We start from the raw sequence: 23,647 nt of genomic DNA on the forward strand, positions 1-23,647 counted from the left end.
ACTGAACCGTGGGCTGCCTGTTTTCTTTGTTTCTTTTACAGTTTGATCGGTGTCTTAGCTTGTTCCAAACTCCATTTTTCTACATCCCAGACCTGAGTAACCCAATCTTCATAGAATTCAGGTTCGTGGCAAACGAGCAGAACGGTACCTTTGAACTCTTTGAGTGCACGCTTGAGCTCTTCCTTCGCCACTACGTCCAAGTGGTTGGTCGGCTCGTCAAATACAAGCCAGTTGCTCTCGCGCTGGAGCAGCTTGCAAAGACGCACTTTTGCCTGCTCTCCACCAGAGAGTGCATTCATGTTGCGGTTGATATGCTCGTTTTTCAAGCCACAGCGTGCCAAAGCTCCGCGCACCTCGTGATTGTTCATCGATGGAAACTCGTTCCACACTTCTTCGAGAGCCGTCACTGGCTTGGCTTTTACCTCTTGCTCAAAGTAAGCAGGATGGAGGAAATCACCGCGATCCAGCTTGCCGTTAAGCGGCTTGATTACGCCGAGCAAGGTCTTCAGCAGGGTCGATTTCCCGACGCCGTTCATTCCCACGATCGCCACTTTTTCCCCGCGTTCCAGCGAGACGCTCAGCTTTGGCAGAAGCGGATGAGAATAACCGATTTCCAGATTCTCCGCTTCCACGACGAAACGGCTGCTAGCACGGGATTCTTTGAAAATAAAGGACGGTTTCGCCGCTGTTTCTGGCTTGTCGATGCGATCCATTCTATCCAGCTGCTTTTGCCGGCTTTTCGCTCGTCCCGTTGTAGACGCACGTGCTTTGTTGCGAGCGATAAAGTCTTCCATTTTCGCGATTTCTTCCTGTTGTTTTTCAAACGCATCGAAGTGCTGACTGCGCTTCGTTTCCGATTGAGCCAGGAAGGACTCATAGTTACCGGTATATCGGTTCAGCTTGGTAAATTCCAAGTGGTAAATGACGTTGACGACTTCGTTCATGAAGGAAGTATCATGGGAAATCAGCATGAAAGCGTACGGGTATTCCTTCAAGTAGTTTTTCAGCCAAACGATGTGCTCTTCGTCCAGGTAGTTGGTCGGCTCATCCAGCAAAAGGACAGTCGGCTGTTCCAAAAGCAGCTTTGCCAGCAATACTTTTGTCCGTTGTCCCCCTGACAGGGAAGCAACGTCGCGCTCCAGACCAATCGCACTTAGTCCCAATGCATTTGCGATTTCCTCTACTTTGGCATCGATCAAATAAAAGCCGCTGGTTTCCAGCTTATCCTGAATCTCGCCCATGCGCTCCAACAGTTCCTCGAGCTCCTCTGGGGAGGCCTCTGCCATCTTTTCACCGATGACCATCAGTTCTGCTTCCTGCTCCAACAACGGCAGAAAAGCGTCCTTCAGAATGTCACGGATCGTTTTGCCTGCTTCCAGCTTCGTATGTTGATCCAAATATCCGTACTGGATCTTTGGCATCCATTCAATCCGACCGTTGTCCGGCATATTTTGTCCCGTCAAAATCCCCATCATGGTGGATTTACCGGTCCCATTTGCTCCTACGAGCCCTACGTGATCCCCTGGCTGCAAACGGAAGGATACATCCCGAAACAAAATGCGATCCCCAAAACCATGGGACAAATTCTCAACAATCAAAACGCTCATGTTCTTCCTCCTGATTCTGATTCCTCTGCAAGGTTTACAAAGATACTCTTTCAAAAAATGACGGCTGATAGTGGGCATAATAACTATCGCCTGTCAAAATTAACTGGTCCAGACGCACACGTAAATCCTGAAGGGTGATTCCTTCCATCGCTACGTTCAATATCGCCGCACGCGCCATAAGGCGAAGGATTCCTACTTCCTCTTCCAGCGAGTTTCCAAAGACTTTCCCGCTGTGAACGATCTCTGAGCGATGATTGTACGATTTTTTGATCAACTGTGCAATCTTTTCCCGCTGTTTCAACGTTTCGCCAAAATAATAAGCCATACGCAGACGCAGCTTATAGGTGATTTCTCCTTTTTTCCCATCTGGAACAAAAAGCGACTCGAGGCCAATCCACAGATCAAGCAGCTGGTCCTCGTAGCTTTTCTTCTCCAGGGAAAGAGAATATCTCCGAAATGCCAACGTGGGCAGGTTTCGCTCCAATAGGGCAAGGAAGATGCGTTGCGCATCCTCGTCAAACATGTATTTGCCGCCGTCTAACGAGCGCTTCAGATACGTAATTCCATACAGGTTTGCTTGTGCCGTAATGACATAGGGGATCGAACAGGTTCCACTGGTCGTGGCGAGGTTCAGCTTGTTCTCGATTTCTTCGATCCAGTCACGGTCATCCGATAATCTCATTTCAGGGTAATCGCCAACGAGAAACAGACTGGACATATCCACACGCTTGTCGAACATGCGCCTGTTCTCATCCATTTCGTTGCGCAAATAACGAGAGGCTACCTGATACGGCTTTTCTGCACCTGAAATAAGCGTAAAGGAGTTTGGCATATCAATCCGGACAGATTGCGGCGTAGTCGAATTAAACACAGGTGCTATCAGACGTGGCATAGATTCTCTCCTTTTCGATTGCGTAGCCAACCTAAATTATGCTTGTTTCATTTTGTTTACATAATAAATATTATGTGTGACATTTACTCTTGTGCCAACCTTGTTTTATTGCCAATCGAAGCAACCTTTGCTCGTGGACATGCTTCTTTCTAGAATACCAGTTATTCCTATGGTTCGTCATCCTTCGATTGCGACAAACTACAAAAAGATACATAGCGAAGGAGCTGATATTATGGAAAAAGACCATATTTTAGATGAGAACCCACATCAAACGTATAATAATGAAGCGAGAGGAATTGAGCAGACGGGTGAACCGATGCCGGGCTCGAAGAAAGTGAAGCAGGAAAACCACAGCCGCGCTATTAAAACAAGAGAAGGTTAAGAAAACTTCTATCGAGGCCTTTTCAATGAGGAGCGACCGCGTTTTAGCGGAAAGTTTTACCGAAGTAATGCCCGAAGCGGACGCTGAGGCACTTCGCCATGCGCTCCGGAATTCATAAACGTGAACGCTTATAAATTCCTACACGTTAATAAAAACTACCCGACTGCCCATCCGGAGTCGGGTAGTACCTTTTTCCTATATTTTACACCAAAAAGATTGAATTGTCCCACAAGTATGGACTATGATGAAGGCAGTATCCTTGTTGGAGGTATCAAGATGATCAAGATTCCGCTTCCGATTGCAAGCCCACTCTCGCACACATTCAGCTACAGCGTCTCACCGTTATACGAGCTTGCAGCCAGTCTGCACACTCTTGCACAGCTGAATCCTCCCGAGCGATTGGCAGATTGGTGTACAGAAAAAATATCCCACATTCAAATAGCACGCTTGATGAAAGATTGGGAGTATTTACTTCCTCTTTTTCGCTACGGGATTCCGGACAGCTTTGATCCTTTTCAAACGAAAGGCGTCATGGCCGTCAATGATCAGTACGAGTATTTCGTGACACTTCCTACCGATCAGTTTGTGCGCAGTCTTTCTCCCGCTCTGGAGGAGTGGAATCAGCATCATATTCGTCCACAGGTAGCCGATGATCTGCTCGACGATTCTGACTATGTGAAGGGACGTTTCAGTCTGTTTGTTTCTTCCTACTGGCAGCTCTCCTTTGAAGCAAACTGGGAGACCATCGCCCCCCTCTTCGTCAAAGAAGCAGAGAGAATCCATCTCGCTTTAGAGAACGCAGCAACTGCTATTGAACTGCTGCAATCCATTTTTCCTGCGCTCCGCTATGAGGAAGCCGAGCATTGCCTCTACTGTCCGATCGACTGTCCACCAGCTGAGGTACAGCAGCTAATCCTGTATCCAAGCTATTATTATTTTGCTGAACCCCTACTGACTAAAAAGGGGAAAAATGCACACTTGCTGTATTCGTTTTCGCCACCAACCGCTTCCACAAAAAACGCCCTATGAAGGGCGTTTTTCATGTAGCATATGAGCGACAATTAGTTTGTCTAATTGTTGACTTATCCTGACAATTTCAGGGTCAAGAAAATTGTAGCCTGCATCTTTTGCTGCACGCTCCAGTTTGCGGCGCAAGTCATCAATCATCCGATTCGTAGCTTCCATGCTGCCGACCCCCACCCAACTTAAGTCTCCCACTATTTTACATTATATAAGAATCGGTGGAAAGGGTAAGATGTGGAAGAAAAAAGCCTTGCACGCTACATGTGCAAGGCTTTGATCTTTTCAAAAGGATGATTACTTCATGACATGAATCGGATGACCCAATGCCAGTTCAGCCGCTTCCATCGTTACTTCACCCAAAGTTGGATGGGCATGGATTGTCAGCTCGATATCCTCGAGAGTCGCTCCCATTTCAATTGCCAATCCGATCTCTGCGATGATGTTGGATGCTTCAGCACCCACGATTTGCGCTCCCAACACAAGGTTGGTTCCTTTTTCACCGATCAGCTTCACATAGCCTTCTCCGGCATTCATGGACAGCGCACGACCGTTTGCTGCGAATGGGAAACGGCCCACGATGTAGTCGATTCCTTTTTCTTTCGCTTCCTTTTCATTGATTCCTACGCTTGCAATTTCAGGGTCGCAGAAAACAACGGCAGGAATGGCCTTGTAGTCTACTTCAGACGGGTGTCCAGCGATTGCTTCCGCTGCCACTTTCCCTTCATAAGAAGCTTTGTGAGCCAGTGCAGGACCTGCTACGATGTCACCAATCGCATATACGTTTGGAATGTTGGTGCGGCCTTGTTTGTCTACCACGATCAAGCCACGGTCAGTCAGGTTCATGCCGATGTCACGTACACCCAGTTCGTCTGTATTTGGACGGCGACCCACTGTGACGAGGATGTATTCTGCCTCGATTTGTTTTTGTTCGCCTTTCACTTCAGCGGTAACAATCACACCGTTTTCAGTTTCTTCCATGCCTTGTGCCAGTGCTTTTGTATGGATGGTTACGTCCAGCTTTTTCAGCTTGCGTTCCACCAAACGAGGCATATCTGGCTCAAAGCCTGGCAGGATTTGATCGGCACCTTCCAGGATGGTTACTTTCGTTCCGAACTTGGCAAACACGGTACCCAGCTCGATTCCGATGTATCCTCCACCGATGACAACCATGCTCTTCGGCAGCTCAGTCAAGCTGAGGGCTTCAGTCGAGGACAGAACGCGTTTGCCAAATGGGAACGCTGGCAGCTCGATCGGACGGGAACCTGTCGCGATGATGCAATGCTCAAAGCGGTAACGGTTTACATCGTAGCCATGGAAGACACGAACTTCGTTTTCGCTTACGAACAGGGCTTCACCTGGAATTACCTGGATTTTGTGACCTTTGAACAGGGAGCCTACGCCACCTGTCAATTGCTTCACAACGCCGCTTTTCCACTCTTGCACTTTGGCAAAGTCGACTTTCACGTTTTCCATGGTGATCCCCATGGACTCGGTATGTTGAGCATGCTCATAAGTATGTGCAGCGTGGATCATCGCTTTGGACGGGATGCAGCCTACGTTCAGACATACGCCACCCAGATCCGCTTTTTCCACAACAGCAACGGTTTTGCCTAGCTGGGCGGCACGAATAGCCGCCACGTACCCGCCTGGACCTGCACCGATTACAAGCACGTCTACTTCTGTAGTAAATTCACCTACTACCATTGTTGATTACCCCTCCATGACGAGCAGCGTTGGGTTTTCCAAGAGCTGCTTCACGTAGTTGACGAAACGTTGAGCCGGTTCGCCATCAACCAAGCGGTGGTCAAAGCTGAGAGACAGATGCAGCATTTGGCCAACCACGATTTCTCCGTTTTTCACGATCGGTTTTTCACTGATGCGTCCTACGCCCAAGATCGCCACTTCTGGGTGGTTGATGATTGGGGTAAAGAACATACCGCCAGCAGATCCGATGTTTGTGATGCTGAAAGTAGAACCTTTCAGCTCATCAGCAGTCGCTTTGCGATCACGAGCTTTCTTCGCCAGTTCGCCGATTTCACCAGCGATTTGGAAGATGGATTTGCTGTCTGCAGCTTTCACTACAGGCACCAGCAGGCCGTCTTCTGTCGAAGTAGCGATACCGATGTTGTAGTATTTTTTATAGATAACCTCTTGTTTTTCATCATCGATGGATGCGTTCAGTTCTGGGAACTTTTTCAGCCCAGCTACTACCGCTTTTACGATCATCGGCAGGTAAGTCAGCTTCACGCCACGCTCTTCTGCCAATGGTTTTGCGTCTTTGCGCATAGCCACGAGTGCAGTTACATCCACTTCATCAAAGATGGTTACATGTGGAGCCGTGTAAGCAGATTTCACCATAGCTTTTGCGATCGCTTTGCGCATGCCTTTGAGTGGTACGCGCTCTTCCAATTCACCAGCCGCCGATGGCGTGTAGTGAACAGTTGGAGCTGCCGATGCTTGAGCCACGCCAGTTGGTGCTGCTGCAGCTTCTGGTGCTACTGCCGCCGCTTCAGCTGGTGCTGCAGCTACTGCAGATGCTGCTGGTGCCACTCCGCCTGCTGCGAAACGATCTACGTCTTCGCGAGTAATTCGTCCCAGTTTGCCTGTTCCAGGTACATTTGCCAGTTGCACGCCTTTTTCACGAGCGTATTTACGTACGGATGGAGTTGCGAGAACATGCTTGCGATCGATTGGAGCTGCTACAGCTGTCGCAGTTGCTTGAGCCATTGGCGTTTCCAATGCTTGGTTCGCATTCGCACTCACTTGAGAGCCGATATCGCAGCCTGGTTCCATCTTCTCAGCAGCTGCTGGTGCTGCTGGAGCTTCAGCTGCAGGAGCCTCGCCATGACCGTGGTCTGGCAGGTTAGGAATTTCGCCTTCCACTTCAAAGTCAATCAGCGGGTCACCTACTACGGAAACAGTACCCTCTGTTACTTTCAGTTCGAGGACTTTCCCTTTAACAGGCGATGGTACTTCTACAACCGCCTTGTCATTTTGCACTTCCATAATGACTTGGTCTTCTTCTACGGAATCTCCCGGTTGTACGTGCCATTTGACGATTTCGCCTTCATGGATGCCCTCGCCGAGCTCCGGGAGTCTGAATGTAAAACGACTCACGATATCTCCTCCTTATAAACTCTTCGCCATATTGTCTCTGCCAAAAGAAGGCGGAAAGCTCACATCTTTCCGCCGATTATGTTTGGTTAATTAGAAATCCAGCACTTGTGTCAAACCATCCACAACGCGTTTTACATCTGGAAGCCATACGTCTTCTGCTTGTGCGAACGGATAAACGGTATCCGGTGCAGTGATACGCAGAACGGGAGCTTCGAGGTGCAAAATCGCACGTTCGTTGATTTGCGTGATGATTTCCGCTGCTACGCCGGAAGTTTTTTGCGCTTCCTGCACAACGATTGCACGGTTGGTTTTCTTCACAGATTCCACGATGGTGTCGATATCGAGTGGGCTGATGGTGCGCAGGTCGATTACTTCTACCTTTGCTCCACGAGCTTTTTCGATTTCTTCTGCAGCTTTCAAGCTGGTGTGCACCATTGCACCATAAGTGATGATGGTTGCGTCTGTTCCTTCTTTTACTACATTCGCTTTACCCAGCGGAATGCTGTAATCGCCTTCTGGAACTTCTTGACGGAAGGAACGATACAGCTTCATGTGCTCCAGGAAAACAACTGGATCGTTGTCGCGGATCGCGGAGATCAACAGACCCTTTGCATCGTAAGGGTTGGAAGGGATAACCACTTTCAGACCCGGCGTTTGCAGCATCAAGCCTTCCAGAGAGTCCGCATGCAGCTCAGGAGTTTTTACGCCGCCACCAAATGGGGAGCGGAAAGTCACTGGACTGTGGAAGCGTCCACCAGAACGGTAACGCATACGAGTCGCTTGGGAAGCAATCGCATCGAAGGTTTCAAATACGAATCCAAAGAACTGGATTTCCGCTACTGGACGGAAACCGTTGATGGACAAGCCTACAGCCAGTCCACCGATACCGGACTCAGCCAAAGGAGTGTCAAATACGCGCTGCTCGCCAAACTCAGATTGCAACCCTTCTGTCGCACGGAATACCCCGCCGTTTTTCCCTACGTCTTCCCCGAAGACAAGTACGGTCTCGTCGCGTTTCAACTCAACGCGCATCGCGTCCGTAATGGCTTGAACCATTGTCATTTGTGCCATGGCTTATTTCGACTCCTTTGCCAGGTATTCTGCCTTTTGCTCTTCCAATGCTGGTGGCAGTGTCTCGAACATTACATCGATCAGCTCAGATACTTTCATTTTCGGAGTTTCGTCCGCTTTTTTGATCGCATCTGCAACTGCTTTTTTCGCTTCTTCAATAACTGCTTCTTCATCTTTTTCGTTCCACAGGCCTTTTGCTTCGAGGAACTTGCGGAAACGGATCAAAGGATCGCGCAGCTCCCACTCGCTTTGCTCTTCGCCTGTACGGTAACGAGTTGGGTCGTCACCAGCCATGGTGTGTGGACCATAACGGTAAGTCAGTGCTTCGATCAAGGTAGCGCCTTCGCCATTTACGCCGCGCTCTTTTCCTTTTTGAACTGCGTAGTAGACAGCCATGATGTCCATACCATCAATGCGCTCGCTTGCGATACCTGCTGCAACCGCTTTGACAGCGATGTTTTCGGAAGCTGTTTGTTTTTCGAACGGCAGGGAGATCGCATAGCCGTTGTTTTGCGAGAAGAAGATAACGGGCAGTTTGTAAACCCCTGCGTAGTTCATCCCTTCGTAGAAGTCACCTTGGGAAGTCGCACCGTCACCAAAGTAGTTGATCGCTACACGTTTTTCACCACGCAGCTTGTAACCCATAGCAACACCCGTTGCTTGCGTACATTGTGCAGCGATGATGATTTGTGGCATAAGAACGTTTACACCCTCAGGAATCCGTCCGCCTTCAATATGTCCACGAGAATACAGGAACGCATTGTGCATTGGGTAACCATGCCATACCATTTGCGGAATATCGCGGTAGCTTGGCAGGATGAAATCTTCTTTTGACAGTGCAGCTTCAGAACCGATCATGCTCGCTTCTTGTCCTGCTACTGGTGCATAGAAGCCCAAACGGCCTTGGCGGTTCAAGCTGATTGCACGTTGGTCCCATACACGGGTAAATACCATTTTACGCATCAGTTCACGCAATTCATCATCAGAGAGATTAGGCATCAAGTCAGGACGAACAACCGTTCCGTCCGGAGCAAGAATTTGCAGCGGGGCGTTGTTCTCTGTTTGTTCAACAGCAGTGGTTACGCTCATCTCATTCACCTCGTCACTGGAATTAAAGGCTCCTTGGCTAGGTTTTCCTGGACTAGACTGATAGGTCGACTGTCCGTTCAGTCAAGAATCATGGATCCTGCCGGTGGATACCCTGTAAGAAAAGGAAAAGAACAGCTGGAACATGCAGAAAATCCGTTTCCAGATATTCCTGCACACCCTGTTATACTGCAGACAAAATGTCTGTTCAATGTGTTATAGTATTGATATTACAGGGTTTATTTCCGTTCTGTTATCATTTACTATAGTAGCTGTATCAGTTTATTTCAAGGACTTTCTTTTTGAAAAAGTAAATTTTGGTGGTGGAATTCATGTCCGAATATGTTAAGCGAACGATCATAAAAGAAGAAGTGCCCAGCATCCATGTGGACACTCCACGCTCTGTGAAAGTCTATCTGCCGCCCGGCTATAATGAGCTGCTTTCCTATCCGGTTGTGTATTGCCAGGATGGAAATGACTTCTTTACGATGGGGCGGATCGCGACGATCGCAAACCAGTTAATCCTGGAGGAAGGCATCGAGCCCTTCCTGATCGTAGGCGTCTCCGTCGAGCGAAGCAAGCGTACCAGCGAATACTCGCCGGTGGGCTCGCGCAACGCTGCGTACAAACGATTTTTCACAGAGGAACTCGTTCCTTTTATCGAAGAGCGTTATCCTGTTCGTCGTGATCCCGCCTCACGCATATTGGCCGGCGACTCTTTAGGCGGCACGGTTTCTCTCCATCTCGCTTTGGACCACCCTGAAGTATTTACGCGGGTACTGGCTTTATCCGGTGCCTTCTTCCAGCCAACCCTGGATCAGCTCCAAAATGCACCCAGCCTGTCCTGGCTGCGAATATGGATGGTGGTGGGCTTGGATGAGCTCGCTGTAGAAACGCATATGGGCACCTTCGACTTTGTTCAATGGAACCGGGAAGCCAAGCAAATCCTGGAGTCCAAGCATGCAGAGCTGTCCTACCGGGAAAAGCCCGGTAATCATGTCTGGGGGCTGTGGCAAAAGGAGCTGCCAGACAGTCTTCGCCACTTCTTCCCTGCCCCCAGACTCTAGTATGGTTGTTTCTCTTTACAGCCCGTTGATTTCTTTTATACTGTCATAACCGTAATAACGGCCATCCACCATGAAAATGCCCTCGTGGGTGGCTTTTTCGATTTCTCCCGCCACCTGCTGGGCATCGCTTAATACGATATTGACGATCTTGCTTTCGTCGCGCTGCATCTGCGCCTGAATTCGTCCTCGATCTTTGGCCGATATCATGTCCATCCCTCTTTTCCCCTATGTTGGTTAGCTATAGTATTGCTTTGGTTAAGCGGATTTACACAACAAAACAGCCCCAACCTCACCAAATGGTCAGATCGGAGCTGCCCCGCTTTTGCTATTGCGCTGTAGATACACCAGCGATCAAAGATTCCACGACTTCTAACACATACTGGATATCATTCTCCGTGATATGGCGGTGCGTCGTAAACCGGATCATGTATTCATCAAAGTCAACGGCGTACACCCCTCTGTCGCTGAGCAGCTTGAGGAATTCAACAGCAGGGACGCGGATCGAGTCGGTTTTGACCAGGACGATGTTCGTATCGACGGGAGCGACTTCCAAAGAGAGCTTGCTGAATCCTTCCGCGAGCTGTTTGGCGCGGTCGTGGTCTTCGACTAAACGATCCGTCATTTCCGTTAAAGCGAGGATACCAGGTGCAGCCAAATAACCGACTTGACGCAGCCCCCCGCCCAATTTCTTTCTCCACCATCTCGCTTCTTCGATAAAGGCCCGATCCCCGGCAATGATGGAACCCACTGGCGCGCTAAGCCCCTTGGACAAGCAAATTTGTACCGTGTCGGTATACCGGCTAAATTCCTGAACGTCTACACCGAGTGCAACTGCCGCATTGAAAAGACGTGCCCCGTCCAAATGTACTGGTATTCCATGCTTTTGTGCCACTTCGTACACGCTCTGCATTTGTTCAGGGGTCACAACCGCTCCGCCAGCGCGATTATGGGTATTCTCCAGACAAATCAGCTTTGTACGGGGAAAATGAATATTCGTAGTCGAACGAATCGCTTTCTCGACATCCTCGCCTCGCAGGGCACCACGCACTCCTGGTACTGTCCGGGTCTGGACACCCGCTAGTGCGGACATCGCGCCGCCTTCGTAATAAAAAATATGAGATTCGGCTTCGACGATCACTTCGTCTCCATTTACGCAGTGTGTCAAAACAGCTACCTGGTTGCCTTGGGTGCCGCTTGTGACAAACAGCGCTGCTTCTTTCCCCAACCGCTCCGCTGCGATTTCCTCCAGGCGATTGACGGTTGGATCTTCCCGGTATACATCGTCTCCCACTTCCGCTTCCGCCATCGCTCGAATCATGGCTTCGGTCGGTTTCGTTATAGTGTCACTTCGCAAATCAATCTTTTTCATGTTTTCTCTCCCCTTTTGCTTTCCTTGTTCACTGAACTTTCAACATTGCATAGGGAATTCCCTCTTTGCTAATATGGAATGGAAACATACATAAAAGGTTAGGAGTCCTGCCCGATGAAAGTGAAAATTACGCGCAATGCAGCGAAACAATTAAAAACCATCATCGACCAAGAGGAAGACAAGGATCTGAAGCTTCGCGTCTATATCACACACGCACATGGTGACCATGCGCATTACGGTCTCGCGCTGGACAAGCCGACGGAAGAAGACGAAGTAATCGAAACGGACAAAGAAATCGATGTCATCGTGAAAAAAGACGAGCCCCTCTTGGACGGAATCATTTTGGACTACCTGTACCTGCCACAAGAAGGCTTTGTGATCACGAACCCTTCTAAAGGAAACACGGGCGATCACTAATCGACACGACTTCAAGACAGCAATCCCCCTACAGACATTGCAGGGGGATTTTTTATTTGCACTTATTCTGCCCGATCGTATAACGCTGCGGGCATCTCACACAAAAGCGGTGGCACACTGCCCTCGACGTGGGTCATAACCAGTCGGTGAACAGGGCGGGTCATCGCTACGTACAACAGCTTGGCATCCCATTCCGAGTTCATATATTGATCCACGTCCAACAGGATAACCACATCAAACTGCAAGCCCTTTGTCAAATAAGCCGGCATGACAGTGACACCACCGGGAAACTGATTATCTTTACTGCTCAGCAGCGTCATATCCTCGATTTTGCCCTGCAAGCCTTTCTGCGCCTTTTTGCTGGCTCCGATCGTTTTCGTCACGATGGCAATGGTTTGAAAGCCTTGGGCGCGGTATTCGGCTACTCGTTTGGCAACATCCTCCCACAGCTTTTCTCTCGTGGCTGGACTTACCATTATCGGTTTGTCTCCATGCCGTAGTACCGGTTTTGCGAGTACAGTCTCTGGCAGGTCAATTTGGCGCAGCACCTCGTTTGCGCACTTCATGATCTCGATCGTGGAGCGATAGCTTTGCGACAGCGTGTAGTAGGAAGGGCGAAGCTTTTGAAAAATTCCTTGGGTAAGCTCCTCCCACGCGTGAATACCGCGATAGGAATGGATCCCTTGGGCTATATCTCCCACGATCGTGAGGGATTGATTTTTGGTAGCCAAAGACACAACGGCAATCTCCAACGCACTCAGGTCCTGTGCTTCGTCGATGACGGTGTGATCGAAATGCTCAGCCTTGTTCATTCCCTCAACAATGTGCTGCAAATACAGCAACGGAGCAATATCCTCCGCCTCCAGCCGTTCATCGGCGAACAGATTGCGAGAGGATTGGCAGACATCCTGCAAAACTTGGTCATCTACCTCAGCCGTTACCAGCTTCCGAAGAAGACTTTCATCCGTAACCATCTCCTTGTACGACGCGAAGACATCGAGCTGAGGAAAAGAAGTCATGTACGTTTCCAAAATCTGCTCCAGCATTTTTTCGAACTTCGCAAGACCCTGTTTATCTAGATCTATTTTCAGCTCGCGGAGGTGGGCGAACATCTGCTTGTTCATCTCCTGCTTCAGATGCTTGCGCAATGCATCGAGCCGGCGCTGATACGGCAGATTGGCAAATTGCTCGAGGAAGGTTTGGCGGATGAACTCCCCGCTAATCGTAAAGACCTGTTTGGTCTTGTTATACTGGAAGCTTAGCTTCTTAAAGGGAATCCTCGTTTCAATCACGAAGCGAATGTATTGTTCTAGTGCATCCCTACATGCAAGCGAGCCTTTAAAGCGCAGACGATTTCGGGCAAGCTCCTGTTCGCGCTCATCCTGACCATCCTCAAAGAACAGCTGTAGTGGTTTATCCGGGCTAGTAATTCTCCAGCCTTTCGGGAGAAGCGGTTTGACAAGTCGTGCAGCCCAGTCAACGAATGTCGATTGCTGGACATCATCAACTCCGAGCTCTGGGAGGACGTCGGATATATAGGTTAGGAACATCCGGTTCGGAGCGAACACCATGAATTTTTTCGAAAGCATCGTGTCCTGATAATTGTAAATCAGATAAGAAAGTCTATGTAAAGCAATCGTTGTCTTCCCACTACCGGCGACCCCTTGCACGACTATTGGACGTTCTTTTTCTGCCCGGATAATGTCATTTTGTTCTGATTGAATCGTCGCGACGATATCTTTCAGACGACTGTCGTTTGCCTGATTGAGATTCGCTGCCAAAAACTCATCGATGAATCCCTCTTGCAGGAAGTCATCCGGGTCTCCCATTTCTCGATGAATGGTTTCTTTGACAGCCCCATCGTAAATACCGGTAATTTTGCCGTCTTCCATCGCAAAATTGCGCTTCAAAGTGACTTCTCCCCGCACAATCTCACGACCCATCCGGTAAAAGGCTTCCTTGCTCTCACCGGAATAATAAAGACTCGCAATCGGTGCCCTCCAGTCAACGACGACAGAATCAAAGGTGTCACCACGGACGATCCCCCGTTTGCCGATATAGACCTGGTCCAGCTCGTATACTTCATCCTTCATGAAATCAACACGCCCGAAATAAGGCTTTTCACGTCCGTGGTCTTCCAGGTAGCGCAATTCTTTGGCTTTCTTTGAATTGACAACCTGTTTGACATAATCATCCGTTGCTTCGCGAATGTCCTCGCGTAATTGTGTGATTTCACTGTCAATTATCGCGATGGTATCATCCAACTTCTTTTGTTCCTGTTCATATTCCCGGTGCTGGGTACTCATACCCATCCCCCCTCTCATTCGACTCATCCAAAAGCGTTACGTCCACTGTCGAGCTAGCCAAATCCCTGCAAAACAGGATAATAATCCGACTCCAACACTTAGCAATACATAAAGGATTCCACGAATCACTTGTCCTTCTCCCCAGAAAGTAACGACTTCCAGAGAAAAAGTAGAAAAGGTCGTAAATCCGCCCATCACACCTGTTGTGAACAACAAATAGAGCTCCGGAGAAAGGACTCCTTTTTCTTTCCCCCAAACAGAGAGGATTCCGATCAGGCAAGATCCAAGTATGTTCGCAAGCCATGTCCCCAGCGGCCATCCTGGTAGATTCGCCAATAGCGATAGTCCATAACGCATAACTGAACCAACAGCTCCTCCAATCGCTACTGCCAGCCACGTCATTTTTCCGCTCTCCTTTAACTCAATTCGGAATAAAAAGACACCCCAGCTTCAAGCGAGGATGTCTGTGCTATCAATACATGTTATCTTACTGTTTTCGTCCATTTTCTTCAAGGTCTTCCACATAACGGATCGAGTCCAAATTCGCACGCAGCGACATTTTTACGGCATCGATGTATTTTTGACGAAGGGCTTTTTGTTCGAGTTTTTCCTCATCGGTCAGCCCAACTTCCTTGGACTTTTTCACCAATTCGTTGATGCGTTTGATTTCTGCGTCAGATACCACTACTGGTTCCTCCCCACCTGTAAGTAATGCCGCTCCATTATACCATAACAAGGACACTACGCAAGCAGATCAACCAAGCTTTCACAATCCTTCCTCGGATGTAACGGGGATCTTCAAGGTCTGTCCAGGATAAATGATGACACTCTCCAGTTCATTTACCTCTTGGATCGCAAGGATCAGCTCATTTACTTCCATCTGCGCCTCTTCCTGATAACGAATCGCCAGCTTCCACAGGCTGTCTCCCTCACGGACGGTTACTTCCTTTACAGGGAGGACTGCATTCGCATCAGAAGCAAACACTAGTTCGGTCAACAAGTAAAAAAAGAGAGAGAAGCTCACTACAAACATAATAGCCTGTCCGCGCGTAATACCCACCCTTGCTCGGCGCGTTTCCTTTTTCGCAAATCGATTATGTACAGTCATAACAGACATCATAATTCCCTCCTACAAACGTACGTTCTGTTTTCTTGTTATCATCATACATGGGAACATACGTTCATGTCAATAAAAAATCGAACTTATGTTTGTCGAACGCAAGATCCCATGGTATAATATAGGAAAATATGTTCGAGAAAAAAAGAGGTGTCTTCTATGTCAAAACTATCCAATCGACAGCAAGCCATCATCGATTTCATCCGTAAAGAAGTGCGCGATAAAGGATATCCCCCTTCCGTGCGTGAAATCGGTGAAGCAGTTGGTCTTGCCTCCAGCTCTACTGTCCACGGACACTTAGCTCGCCTAGAGAAGAAAGGCCTCATCCGCCGCGACCCTACCAAGCCTCGCGCGATTGAGCTTCTGTCTGAGGAAGATCGCTTTCAAGATGATTTTGAAGATTCCGTTGTTCGTGTCCCAGTTATCGGGAAAGTAACTGCCGGACAGCCCATTACGGCAATTGAAGACGTGGAAGAGTACTTCCCGCTGCCTGAGAATATCGTTACATCGGACAAGGTGTACATGCTGCGCGTTTCCGGAAACAGTATGATCGATGCAGGGATTCTCGACGGCGATTACGTCATCGTTCGTCAACAGCACGTCGCCAACAACGGGGATATCGTAGTCGCCATGACAGAAGAAGATGAGGCTACTGTCAAACGCTTCTTCAAAGAAAAGAATCACTTCCGCCTCCAGCCAGAGAACGCGACGATGGAGCCAATCATTTTGGATGCTGTCTCTATTTTGGGAAAAGTCATCGGCGTCTATCGCTTGATTCATTAATACGCAAAAAAGAAAAAAGACAGCCGCGGCTGTCTTTTTCTGTTGCTATCTCGCGATGAAAAACCAGATGATCATCGCCACTTGCAAAACGACTTTCACTACTGCACTTCCCAAAAAACCAATCAACGAACCAAAGCCCGCTTTGACCGCTCTCTCCAGTGTTTGGTTTTGGATAAGAAGCTCCACGAGAACGACGAAAACGAATGGCAAGATGATCATTCCGAACGGAGGGAACAGGAAGATCCCCGCTAGAATCCCCACGACAGCAGCTACGGATGACCATTTGGAGCCCCCGTATTTTTTCACGAAGTACATGTTGGTTAAAAGATCCGCTCCGTATAAAAGCACGCTGAGGGCAACCATCCCCCACCAGAAGGATGAAGGCAGTCCTGCTCCTGGATCTGCAATAAAAAAGTGATAGAGCAGAAAGCCTACCCACAGCAGAATCGTATCAGGCAAAACCGGCAGGAAGATCCCCGCAATGCTCAATACAAACAAGGCTACTACGACAATCCATAACAGTATATCCACAGCTCCCACTCCTCTCTGTAAGGTATACGTGTGATTTTCATTTCCGTTGCACTCTGTTTCGCTCCCTACTACAATGAAAGAACTGCCCTTCCCTACGATCGTTACCCAAAATGTGCAGCTGGATACAAAATGGAGGCAACTCATGAAAAATTGGCGTGATCTTTCTTATTTACAGACAGGCACATCAAAGCAACGCGCTGCTTGGGATGCGCTCACTTCAACACGTGTGATGGAGAACCTGAAAGTCTACGATCCCGTCCTTGCCGGCACCATTCCCTTGGACATCGACATTGCGGAGAGCGACCTCGATATTATTTGTACGAGCGACGATCTCGAACAGTTTGATGCCAGTGTCCGGGCATTCTATGGAGAATGGGATGGATATCAGGAGACTCGCCTCCTGGTAAACAAAGTCCCTACCAGCGTTATCCGTTTTTCTGCGGAAAGCTTTCTCTTTGAGATCTTTGCGCAATCAGTTGCCGTTGAACAGCAAAATGCATATCGCCACATGGTTATTGAAGCGAGACTCCTGGAAATGGGCTGTCCAAACGCTTATCAAGAGATTCGCAAGCTCAAGCAGCAAGGCATCAAGACAGAGCCTGCCTTTGCCCTTTACTTTGGGATTGCGGGTGCTGATCCTTATCTAGCCCTCTTCCAATTAGAGCCTTACTCTCAAGAAGAACTGTTCCGGATGTTTGGCAGCAAGGCAAGAAAGCGACAAGCCAATCTCATCCGCTAGAAGCGTGAGCTCGGCTTGTCGCTTTTGATTCGATATAGCTTCCTCTACTATTCGATACGCAAACGTACGCTGGTATTACCTAAATAGAATGTTTCCATATCCTGCTCATTCCCATAGCGTAATTCAGCAAGCAATACACTTTTCCAAAGCACTTGCTTGAATCGCTCGATCGCTTCTCTCACTAGCTCATCTGCATCCAGTGTGAGGGACACCCTTTTTTCGATCGGTAAATCGAGCTTCTTGCGATAGTCCTGGATCACACGAATCACTTCCCGGACGAGACCCTCTTGTTTTAGTTCCTCTGTAAGCATCGTATTTAAAGCGACTTGCAGCTGATAGCCCGAAGCCGATGCAAATCCTCGCTTCCCTTGCTTTTCGACCAGCAATTCATCCAAAGGAATTCGCACCTTCTCTCCCTCTGCAGTGAGGTTCACACCTCCTTCTGCCATTACCTGCGCAGCCTCTGTATCAGTCAGTCCCTTCAATAATTCCTGGATCGTCGCTACGAGCTTGCCGTATTTTTTCCCTGCCTGTTTTAGATTCAGCTTGAAGTGATAGGAAACAAAGCCAGCCTCGCTTTTTTCCATTCTAACTTCTTTCACATTGACTTCCTCTTTGATGATGGGAGCAAAGCGATCGAGCGGAAACACCCGTTCCGTGGTCAGCAAAAGCTCTGCCAATGGCTGGCGTGTCTTGATCCCCGTTTCATTTCGGATGTTTCGCGCAAGCTCGACAACCTGCCGTGCCATTTCCATCTCCTGCTCCAGGTTCGTATCGATGGCAGACGTGTTCGCCTTTGGATAGTCGGACAAATGGACGCTCTGTCCTCCTTCCAGGTTGCCATAGATATCATCTGCAATCAGAGGCGTGTACGGAGCAATCATCTGAGCTAGGGTCACAAGAACTTGATGCAGGGTTTGGTAGGCAGATCGTTTGTCTTCCGTCATCTCGGTGCCCCAGAAACGATCACGGGAACGTCTGATGTACCAGTTGCTCAGGTCATCCACAAACGCTTCTATCTCTTTTGCCGGGTTCATAAAATCGTACGTCTCAAAACCTTTCTCCACCTGCAGCAAGGTAGAATTCAATCGGGATAGCACCCAGCGGTCCAATTCGTTAGTGGCTGCCTGCTGATCAGGCGTGGGAGTATATTGATCTAGCAAGGCGTACATGGCATAAAAGGCGTGGATGTTTTGGATCGTATCGATGACTTTTGACTTCGCCTCCGCTACAATGCGTTTGGAAAACCGCTTGCTGCTCCAAGGAGCGCTGTCTGACAAGAGAGCCCAGCGAAACGCATCCGCACCGAACTCATCGATTACTTCCCACGGATCGATCCCATTCCCCTTGCTTTTGGACATCTTCTGACCGTTCTCATCCAGTACATGACCGGTTGAAATGACAGCTTTGTACGGTGCCTTGCCATTGTAGAGCGTGGATACCGCCAGCAGACTGAAAAACCATCCTCTCGTCTGGTCAATCCCTTCCGAAATCATGTCAGCCGGATACTGCTCCTGAAAGTCTTTTTCATTGCCAAACGGATGATGGTGCTGAGCAAAAGGCATCGACCCACTGTCGAACCACACATCAATGACCTCTGGCGTTCTTTCCATCGTACCACCGCAGGAACAGCGCAGCTTTACCGCATCCACAAAAGGCTTATGCAGCTCTATGCTCTCATCAACCGGTTCGATTGCCCTCTGGCGCAGTTCGTCTATACTTCCGGGTGCATACTCACATCCGCAATCCTGGCAGAGCCAGATGTTGAGCGGGGTTCCCCAATAACGGTTGCGACTGATGTTCCAGTCTACCAGTTCCTCAAGAAATTTGCCGAATCGGCCGTCTCGTAAATGCCCCGGATACCACTCTATTTTTCGGTTATTTTCGATCAACTGTTCTTTAATTGCCGTCGTCTTAATGAACCAGCTCTCCATCGCGTAATAGAGCAACGGAGATTTGCAGCGCCAGCAAAACGGGTAACTGTGCTCATAGCGCTCCTTTGAAAATAGCAAGCCACGATGAGCCAAGTCTTTCACGATGTCTACGTCACACTCTTTGACAAAGCGTCCAGCAAAATCTGTGACTTGATCGGTATAACGTCCAGCCAGGTTAACCACATTGACAAAATCCAGGTCATGCTGGCGTATTGTCCGGTAATCGTCTTCCCCATGAGCTGGGGCCGTATGGACAATACCCGTACCGCTTTTATCACTGACGTAGTCTGCATCCACTACTATATGGCCTTTATCTACATGGATATAGGCAAACGGTGGTTCGTACGGAGTCCCAATGAATTCTGCACCTTTATGCGTAGACAAGATGACGAAATCATCCTTCATGACGGACTCCACCAGATTATTGGCTACCACGTACACTTCGCCATTTTTCTGTGCACGTACATAGTCGAGATCTTTGTTGATCGCCAAAGCCACATTTGCGGGAAGTGTCCAAGGTGTCGTCGTCCACGCAAGAAAGATGTCGCTATTCTTTTTACTGCGGAACTTCACGGTCGCACTCAGGTCTTTCACGTCTTCATAGCCTTGTGCTACTTCATGCGAGCTTAGCGTCGTCTGACAATCCGGGCAATAGGGGCTCACGCGATGTCCTTTATACAGCAGATCCTTTTTGTGGATCTCGGACAGGATATGCCAAACACTCTCGATGTAGGAATTGGTTAGCGTAATGTAGGGATTATCCATATCCGTCCAGTACGCAATCCCCTCTGTCAGCTCGCGCCATTGCCTTTCGTATTCAAATACACTGCTCTTGCATTTTTCTACGAACTTCTCTACTCCGTAGTTTTCAATCTCCTGTTTACCCGAAATCCCCAGCTGCTTTTCCACCCCAAGTTCTACGGGCAGTCCATGCGTATCCCAGCCAGCTTTACGGACAACCCGATACCCTGCCATCGTTTTATATCGACCGATGAAATCCTTGATGACCCGACCAAGGACATGACCGATGTGTGGCTGTCCATTGGCTGTTGGCGGACCTTCGTAGAATACAAAATTGGGTTTCCCCGCCCGATTTTCGATTGATTTTTGGAAGGTATTTTCCTGCCTCCATTGGTGCAAAACCCTGAGCTCACGAGCCCTCGCTTTTTCTTTCACATCAACACTTTTCATCTGACTGCCATCCTTTCCTAAATGAAATGTGATGGAAGATGGGCCCGAAAAAAACAAAAAAATCCCGCCCCCTAAAAGGGACGAGATTTACTCTCGCGTTACCACCCTTGTTCCAAAAAGATCATGGCAGCCATGACTTTTCAGCACTCTACTACGTACCATCATACGCGTCCCTTTTAACGGCGGGATCCCGGGTCAGCTTACTTGCACGCTTCAGCCTTCCTTCTCGGAGAGGATTTTCGGCTACATCTTGAACGTTGGCTTTCAGCACATGGCCAACTCTCTGGGGAACAAGGAAATAGCTTACTCTTTCTCGTCAATGAATTTGATTCGTTCAATTGGTTACATCATTTTTACAACACTTTTTATTCGTTGTCAAATTTCTTTTTGAAAGTCTCGTCTACTATTCGTGCAGCAGATCGCTCGAGGTATTGCCAGCCTCATCTGTTACCATCAAGTGGGTGGAAAAATCGGCAATCAGCATCTCAACATAAGAACGGAATGTGTCATCCTCGAGGCCATATGGCGTACTGAAAATGATGGAGATGGTGCTTCCCTGATTGTCTAGCCATAATTCGTAAAATGATCCATCTGGCCGTTCGAATTTGTAAATTTCAAATCTGCCATTCGGCTCCGTATCCTTGGTCACCGTTGACGTCACGTGATCGTCACCGTCTTCTGTCCACTTGTACGTGCCGATTCCAACATCCAAATCTGTGATGTCAAAATCATTGTAAACTCCGTCGCTCAAGCTGACGTACTGCAGCCGGAATCCTTTTATGTCCTCGTTAAAGCTCGCCGTAATCTGAACGGCATTGCCACCTGGGCGAATGCTCACCTCCACGTCATCTGTTAAAGAAGGAGCTTCTTCATCTTCGCTATTCTCGCCTAACCTTGTGCGGTTTTCGGACGAGCCTACACCATGCGGGCGACTTTCATCGCACACGGCGTTCCACCAACGAACAATACAAGCTCTTACAATGGGCATTTTCATACTAAGCCAATTGCAAATGGCTGTCTGCTATCGAAAGTTAACCTATATGCAACGAGGGAGTTAATTCCCCAAACAGAGAGAAAAACCCCTCGCACCTAGTGGCACAAGGGGTTTGGCTAATTAATAAGTGCTCATGTACTGCTCGCGCTCCCATGCGTGAACGCGTGTGCGGAACATATCCCACTCGATTTCTTTTGCTTCGATGAAGTGCAGCAGAGCATGCTCACCCAGCGCTTCGCAAATCACTGGATCAGATTTCAGGCACTCGATCGCTTCTTTCAAAGTAGCAGGCAGGTTAGAAATACCGTTTTCTTCGCGCTCTTGCTCGTTCATCACGTAGATATTGCGGTCAATCGCTGGTGGTACCTCTACCTTGTTCTTGATTCCATCCAGACCTGCTTTCAGCATCACAGCCAAAGCGAGGTAAGGGTTGGTTGCTGGGTCTGGGCTGCGTACTTCGATACGAGTACCCATTCCACGGGATGCTGGAATACGAATCAGCGGAGAACGGTTTTTCGCTGACCACGCTACATAGCAAGGAGCTTCGTAGCCCGGAACCAGACGTTTGTAGGAGTTTACCAGCGGGTTTGTGATCGCAGTAAATCCGCGAGCATGGTTCAAAATACCAGCCAGATAGTGTTTCGCGGTTTGGCTCAGGCCCATTTCATCAGTCTCATCGTAGAAAGCATTTTGGTTTCCACGGAAGAGAGATTGGTTGGCGTGCATACCGGAACCAGCTACCCCGTACAGAGGTTTTGGCATGAAGGTCGCGTGTAGACCATGCTTTTGCGCAATGGTTTTTACAACGAGCTTGAAGGTCAGGATTTGGTCTGCTGCTTGCAGAGCATTTGCGTATTTGAAGTCGATCTCATGTTGACCTGGAGCTACTTCATGGTGAGAAGCTTCTACTTCATAGCCCATTTTCTCCAACGTCAGTACGATATCGCGGCGGCAGTTTTCACCGGAATCGAGTGGAGCAAAGTCGAAGTATCCACCTTGGTCATTTAGATCGAGAGTTGGTTCGCCTTTTTCATCCAGTTTGAACAGGAAAAACTCAGGTTCTGGGCCGACGTTAAACGCACTGAAGCCCATTTCTTCCGCTTCTTTCAGAGCGCGCTTCAGGATGTAGCGCGGGTCCCCCTCAAATGGAGTACCATCAGGATTGAAGATATCACAGATCAGGCGAGCGATTTTACCGTGCTCATTGCCCCAAGGGAATACGACCCAAGTATCCAGATCTGGTACCAGGTACATATCGGATTCCTCGATACGAACAAAACCTTCGATGGAAGATCCGTCGAACATCATTTTGTTGTCGAGTGCCTTAGGCAGCTGGGACAGAGGGATTTCTACGTTTTTGATTACCCCCATCAGGTCGGTAAACTGCAGGCGGATGTACCTTACATCTTCTTCTTGAGCCAAACGCATAATGTCTTCTCTTGTGTACTTGCTCACATTTCTCTCCTCCTGTCTCTAGGTAAAGCTCTATATCAGTGGAAGAAGCGGGAAAGCTCCCCACGTATCAATGCATCCTCGCCGTGACGAGAAGCATTGCGATACATGATTTGCTGTTTCAAAAGCTGATGCAAGTCTTTTTCCGTCATTTCCTTGCGCTTCGCCTCTGAGGTCACCGTAATTTCAGATGGCTTCTCAATAGGCACTTGCATCTGCAATACTTGCTTGATGCCAGCAATGTTCAAACCTTTTTCAATCAGTGCTTTCACTTCCAGCAATCGATCCACATCATTGAAAGAGAAAAGGCGCTGTTTCCCTTCGGTGCGGGCTGGCTGAATGAGCTCGTTTTGTTCATAATAGCGAATTTGCCTCGCAGTAAGATCCGTCAATTTCATGACGATCCCAATGGGAAAGAGGGCCATATTTCGACGAATGTCATCACTCATGACTTGTCCCTCCTCACTTGTTATTCCTTACCCCTATTCTATGCAAGTTCATAAATCCTGTCAACAGATGTTAGGGAAAGTTACACAACAAGTTATGGCAAATTTGAAAACGATTTCTCC

24 protein-coding genes and 1 other annotated feature are annotated in these 23,647 nt (G+C 48.6%); of the genes, 6 read left to right on the top strand and 18 right to left on the bottom strand.

The window, feature by feature from the left end:
* Window positions 1–35: 35 nt before the first annotated feature.
* Window positions 36–1,607: an ABC-F family ATP-binding cassette domain-containing protein gene (locus tag EDM55_RS01000; RefSeq protein WP_092266786.1), complete on the bottom strand. Its 1,572-nt coding sequence runs from the start codon at window positions 1,605–1,607 to the stop codon at window positions 36–38.
* A 34-nt stretch (window positions 1,608–1,641) separates the two neighbouring features.
* The gene (locus EDM55_RS01005) at window positions 1,642–2,499 is read right to left on the bottom strand and encodes a HEPN domain-containing protein (protein WP_122959421.1); all 858 of its coding nucleotides are present in this window, start codon (window positions 2,497–2,499) and stop codon (window positions 1,642–1,644) included.
* Between the two features lie 232 nt (window positions 2,500–2,731).
* On the opposite strand from EDM55_RS01005, the gene EDM55_RS01010 reads away from it, so the two are divergent.
* Together EDM55_RS01010 and EDM55_RS01015 are read left to right on the top strand one after the other, a co-directional pair.
* Entirely contained in the window at window positions 2,732–2,881 is a 150-nt protein-coding gene (locus EDM55_RS01010) for a small acid-soluble spore protein P (RefSeq protein WP_092266784.1), read from the top strand.
* Window positions 2,882–3,157: 276 nt separating this feature from the next.
* Window positions 3,158–3,910: a hypothetical protein gene (locus EDM55_RS01015; RefSeq protein ID WP_122959422.1), complete on the top strand. Its 753-nt coding sequence runs from the start codon at window positions 3,158–3,160 to the stop codon at window positions 3,908–3,910.
* Here the strand turns inward: EDM55_RS01015 and EDM55_RS01020 are convergent.
* The 5 genes from EDM55_RS01020 to pdhA form a co-directional block, all read right to left on the bottom strand.
* The gene (locus EDM55_RS01020) at window positions 3,905–4,066 is read right to left on the bottom strand and encodes an aspartyl-phosphate phosphatase Spo0E family protein (RefSeq protein WP_092266782.1); all 162 of its coding nucleotides are present in this window, start codon (window positions 4,064–4,066) and stop codon (window positions 3,905–3,907) included. The genes EDM55_RS01015 and EDM55_RS01020 overlap by 6 nt on opposite strands.
* A 132-nt stretch (window positions 4,067–4,198) precedes the next feature.
* A complete protein-coding gene (gene lpdA / locus EDM55_RS01025) occupies window positions 4,199–5,608 on the bottom strand; it encodes a dihydrolipoyl dehydrogenase (protein ID WP_092266781.1) in 1,410 nt (469 codons plus the stop codon).
* 6 nt (window positions 5,609–5,614) lie between these two features.
* Window positions 5,615–7,021 carry a dihydrolipoamide acetyltransferase family protein gene (locus EDM55_RS01030; protein WP_122959423.1) on the bottom strand — a complete coding sequence of 469 codons (1,407 nt, stop codon included), beginning with the start codon at window positions 7,019–7,021 and terminating at the stop codon, window positions 5,615–5,617.
* 90 nt (window positions 7,022–7,111) lie between these two features.
* Complete coding sequence (locus EDM55_RS01035; RefSeq protein ID WP_092266779.1) at window positions 7,112–8,092, bottom strand: alpha-ketoacid dehydrogenase subunit beta; 981 nt, start codon at window positions 8,090–8,092, stop codon at window positions 7,112–7,114.
* 3 nt (window positions 8,093–8,095) lie between these two features.
* Entirely contained in the window at window positions 8,096–9,181 is a 1,086-nt protein-coding gene (gene pdhA / locus EDM55_RS01040) for a pyruvate dehydrogenase (acetyl-transferring) E1 component subunit alpha (protein WP_122959424.1), read from the bottom strand.
* Window positions 9,182–9,510: 329 nt separating this feature from the next.
* Here pdhA and EDM55_RS01045 point away from each other — a divergent pair, with 329 nt between their 5' ends.
* Entirely contained in the window at window positions 9,511–10,245 is a 735-nt protein-coding gene (locus tag EDM55_RS01045) for an alpha/beta hydrolase (RefSeq protein ID WP_122959425.1), read from the top strand.
* Between the two features lie 15 nt (window positions 10,246–10,260).
* On the opposite strand, the gene EDM55_RS01050 is transcribed toward EDM55_RS01045, so the two are convergent.
* A complete protein-coding gene (locus EDM55_RS01050) occupies window positions 10,261–10,458 on the bottom strand; it encodes a hypothetical protein (RefSeq protein ID WP_092266776.1) in 198 nt (65 codons plus the stop codon).
* Window positions 10,459–10,570: 112 nt separating this feature from the next.
* The gene (gene ltaE, locus EDM55_RS01055; protein WP_122959426.1) at window positions 10,571–11,614 is read right to left on the bottom strand and encodes a low-specificity L-threonine aldolase; all 1,044 of its coding nucleotides are present in this window, start codon (window positions 11,612–11,614) and stop codon (window positions 10,571–10,573) included.
* Window positions 11,615–11,728: 114 nt separating this feature from the next.
* Between ltaE and EDM55_RS01060 the strand changes: the two genes are divergently transcribed.
* Window positions 11,729–12,031: a HesB/IscA family protein gene (locus tag EDM55_RS01060; protein WP_092266774.1), complete on the top strand. Its 303-nt coding sequence runs from the start codon at window positions 11,729–11,731 to the stop codon at window positions 12,029–12,031.
* Window positions 12,032–12,093: 62 nt separating this feature from the next.
* Here EDM55_RS01060 and EDM55_RS01065 read toward each other — a convergent pair whose 3' ends face one another.
* From EDM55_RS01065 to yneA, 4 genes are all read right to left on the bottom strand, one after another.
* A complete protein-coding gene (locus EDM55_RS01065) occupies window positions 12,094–14,337 on the bottom strand; it encodes a HelD family protein (protein WP_122959427.1) in 2,244 nt (747 codons plus the stop codon).
* A 36-nt stretch (window positions 14,338–14,373) separates the two neighbouring features.
* The gene (gene crcB, locus EDM55_RS01070; RefSeq protein ID WP_122959428.1) at window positions 14,374–14,739 is read right to left on the bottom strand and encodes a fluoride efflux transporter CrcB; all 366 of its coding nucleotides are present in this window, start codon (window positions 14,737–14,739) and stop codon (window positions 14,374–14,376) included.
* 85 nt (window positions 14,740–14,824) lie between these two features.
* Entirely contained in the window at window positions 14,825–15,022 is a 198-nt protein-coding gene (locus EDM55_RS01075) for a DUF896 domain-containing protein (RefSeq protein WP_092266771.1), read from the bottom strand.
* A gap of 81 nt (window positions 15,023–15,103) precedes the next feature.
* Entirely contained in the window at window positions 15,104–15,454 is a 351-nt protein-coding gene (gene yneA / locus EDM55_RS01080) for a cell division suppressor protein YneA (protein WP_092266770.1), read from the bottom strand.
* Window positions 15,455–15,613: 159 nt separating this feature from the next.
* On the opposite strand from yneA, the gene lexA reads away from it, so the two are divergent.
* Window positions 15,614–16,237 (top strand): transcriptional repressor LexA, encoded by a 624-nt coding sequence (gene lexA / locus EDM55_RS01085; protein WP_055747083.1) that lies wholly within the window; start codon window positions 15,614–15,616, stop codon window positions 16,235–16,237.
* A 45-nt stretch (window positions 16,238–16,282) separates the two neighbouring features.
* On the opposite strand, the gene EDM55_RS01090 is transcribed toward lexA, so the two are convergent.
* The gene (locus EDM55_RS01090) at window positions 16,283–16,768 is read right to left on the bottom strand and encodes a DUF456 domain-containing protein (RefSeq protein ID WP_122959429.1); all 486 of its coding nucleotides are present in this window, start codon (window positions 16,766–16,768) and stop codon (window positions 16,283–16,285) included.
* 142 nt (window positions 16,769–16,910) lie between these two features.
* On the opposite strand from EDM55_RS01090, the gene EDM55_RS01095 reads away from it, so the two are divergent.
* Window positions 16,911–17,507: a DUF4269 domain-containing protein gene (locus EDM55_RS01095; RefSeq protein ID WP_122959430.1), complete on the top strand. Its 597-nt coding sequence runs from the start codon at window positions 16,911–16,913 to the stop codon at window positions 17,505–17,507.
* A gap of 47 nt (window positions 17,508–17,554) precedes the next feature.
* Here the strand turns inward: EDM55_RS01095 and ileS are convergent, their stop codons facing one another.
* The 4 genes from ileS to EDM55_RS01115 form a co-directional block, all read right to left on the bottom strand.
* Window positions 17,555–20,632 (bottom strand): isoleucine--tRNA ligase, encoded by a 3,078-nt coding sequence (gene ileS / locus EDM55_RS01100; RefSeq protein WP_122959579.1) that lies wholly within the window; start codon window positions 20,630–20,632, stop codon window positions 17,555–17,557.
* A gap of 73 nt (window positions 20,633–20,705) precedes the next feature.
* Window positions 20,706–20,961: a binding site (T-box leader), on the bottom strand.
* 74 nt (window positions 20,962–21,035) lie between these two features.
* The gene (locus EDM55_RS01105) at window positions 21,036–21,578 is read right to left on the bottom strand and encodes a hypothetical protein (protein ID WP_092266768.1); all 543 of its coding nucleotides are present in this window, start codon (window positions 21,576–21,578) and stop codon (window positions 21,036–21,038) included.
* A 168-nt stretch (window positions 21,579–21,746) separates the two neighbouring features.
* Window positions 21,747–23,081, bottom strand: a complete 1,335-nt coding sequence (gene glnA / locus EDM55_RS01110; protein ID WP_092266767.1) for a type I glutamate--ammonia ligase — start codon at window positions 23,079–23,081, stop codon at window positions 21,747–21,749.
* Between the two features lie 35 nt (window positions 23,082–23,116).
* Entirely contained in the window at window positions 23,117–23,527 is a 411-nt protein-coding gene (locus tag EDM55_RS01115; protein WP_092266766.1) for a MerR family transcriptional regulator, read from the bottom strand.
* Between the last annotated feature and the right edge of the window lie 120 nt (window positions 23,528–23,647).

This window comes from Brevibacillus centrosporus (assembly GCF_003710815.1).
GTDB lineage: Bacteria > Bacillota > Bacilli > Brevibacillales > Brevibacillaceae > Brevibacillus > Brevibacillus centrosporus.

Bases quoted from the DNA above. Each gene is read 5' to 3' on its own strand.
- EDM55_RS01000 (WP_092266786.1), bottom strand. From the start codon at position 1,607: ATGAGCGTTTTGATTGTTGAGAATTTGTCCCATGGTTTTGGGGATCGC.
- EDM55_RS01005 (WP_122959421.1), bottom strand. From the start codon at position 2,499: ATGCCACGTCTGATAGCACCTGTGTTTAATTCGACTACGCCGCAATCT.
- EDM55_RS01010 (WP_092266784.1), top strand. From the start codon at position 2,732: ATGGAAAAAGACCATATTTTAGATGAGAACCCACATCAAACGTATAAT.
- EDM55_RS01015 (WP_122959422.1), top strand. From the start codon at position 3,158: ATGATCAAGATTCCGCTTCCGATTGCAAGCCCACTCTCGCACACATTC.
- EDM55_RS01020 (WP_092266782.1), bottom strand. From the start codon at position 4,066: ATGGAAGCTACGAATCGGATGATTGATGACTTGCGCCGCAAACTGGAG.
- lpdA (WP_092266781.1), bottom strand. From the start codon at position 5,608: ATGGTAGTAGGTGAATTTACTACAGAAGTAGACGTGCTTGTAATCGGT.
- EDM55_RS01035 (WP_092266779.1), bottom strand. From the start codon at position 8,092: ATGGCACAAATGACAATGGTTCAAGCCATTACGGACGCGATGCGCGTT.
- pdhA (WP_122959424.1), bottom strand. From the start codon at position 9,181: ATGAGCGTAACCACTGCTGTTGAACAAACAGAGAACAACGCCCCGCTG.
- EDM55_RS01045 (WP_122959425.1), top strand. From the start codon at position 9,511: ATGTCCGAATATGTTAAGCGAACGATCATAAAAGAAGAAGTGCCCAGC.
- EDM55_RS01050 (WP_092266776.1), bottom strand. From the start codon at position 10,458: ATGGACATGATATCGGCCAAAGATCGAGGACGAATTCAGGCGCAGATG.
- ltaE (WP_122959426.1), bottom strand. From the start codon at position 11,614: ATGAAAAAGATTGATTTGCGAAGTGACACTATAACGAAACCGACCGAA.
- EDM55_RS01060 (WP_092266774.1), top strand. From the start codon at position 11,729: ATGAAAGTGAAAATTACGCGCAATGCAGCGAAACAATTAAAAACCATC.
- EDM55_RS01065 (WP_122959427.1), bottom strand. From the start codon at position 14,337: ATGAGTACCCAGCACCGGGAATATGAACAGGAACAAAAGAAGTTGGAT.
- crcB (WP_122959428.1), bottom strand. From the start codon at position 14,739: ATGACGTGGCTGGCAGTAGCGATTGGAGGAGCTGTTGGTTCAGTTATG.
- yneA (WP_092266770.1), bottom strand. From the start codon at position 15,454: ATGTCTGTTATGACTGTACATAATCGATTTGCGAAAAAGGAAACGCGC.
- lexA (WP_055747083.1), top strand. From the start codon at position 15,614: ATGTCAAAACTATCCAATCGACAGCAAGCCATCATCGATTTCATCCGT.
- EDM55_RS01095 (WP_122959430.1), top strand. From the start codon at position 16,911: ATGAAAAATTGGCGTGATCTTTCTTATTTACAGACAGGCACATCAAAG.
- ileS (WP_122959579.1), bottom strand. From the start codon at position 20,632: ATGAAAAGTGTTGATGTGAAAGAAAAAGCGAGGGCTCGTGAGCTCAGG.
- EDM55_RS01115 (WP_092266766.1), bottom strand. From the start codon at position 23,527: ATGAGTGATGACATTCGTCGAAATATGGCCCTCTTTCCCATTGGGATC.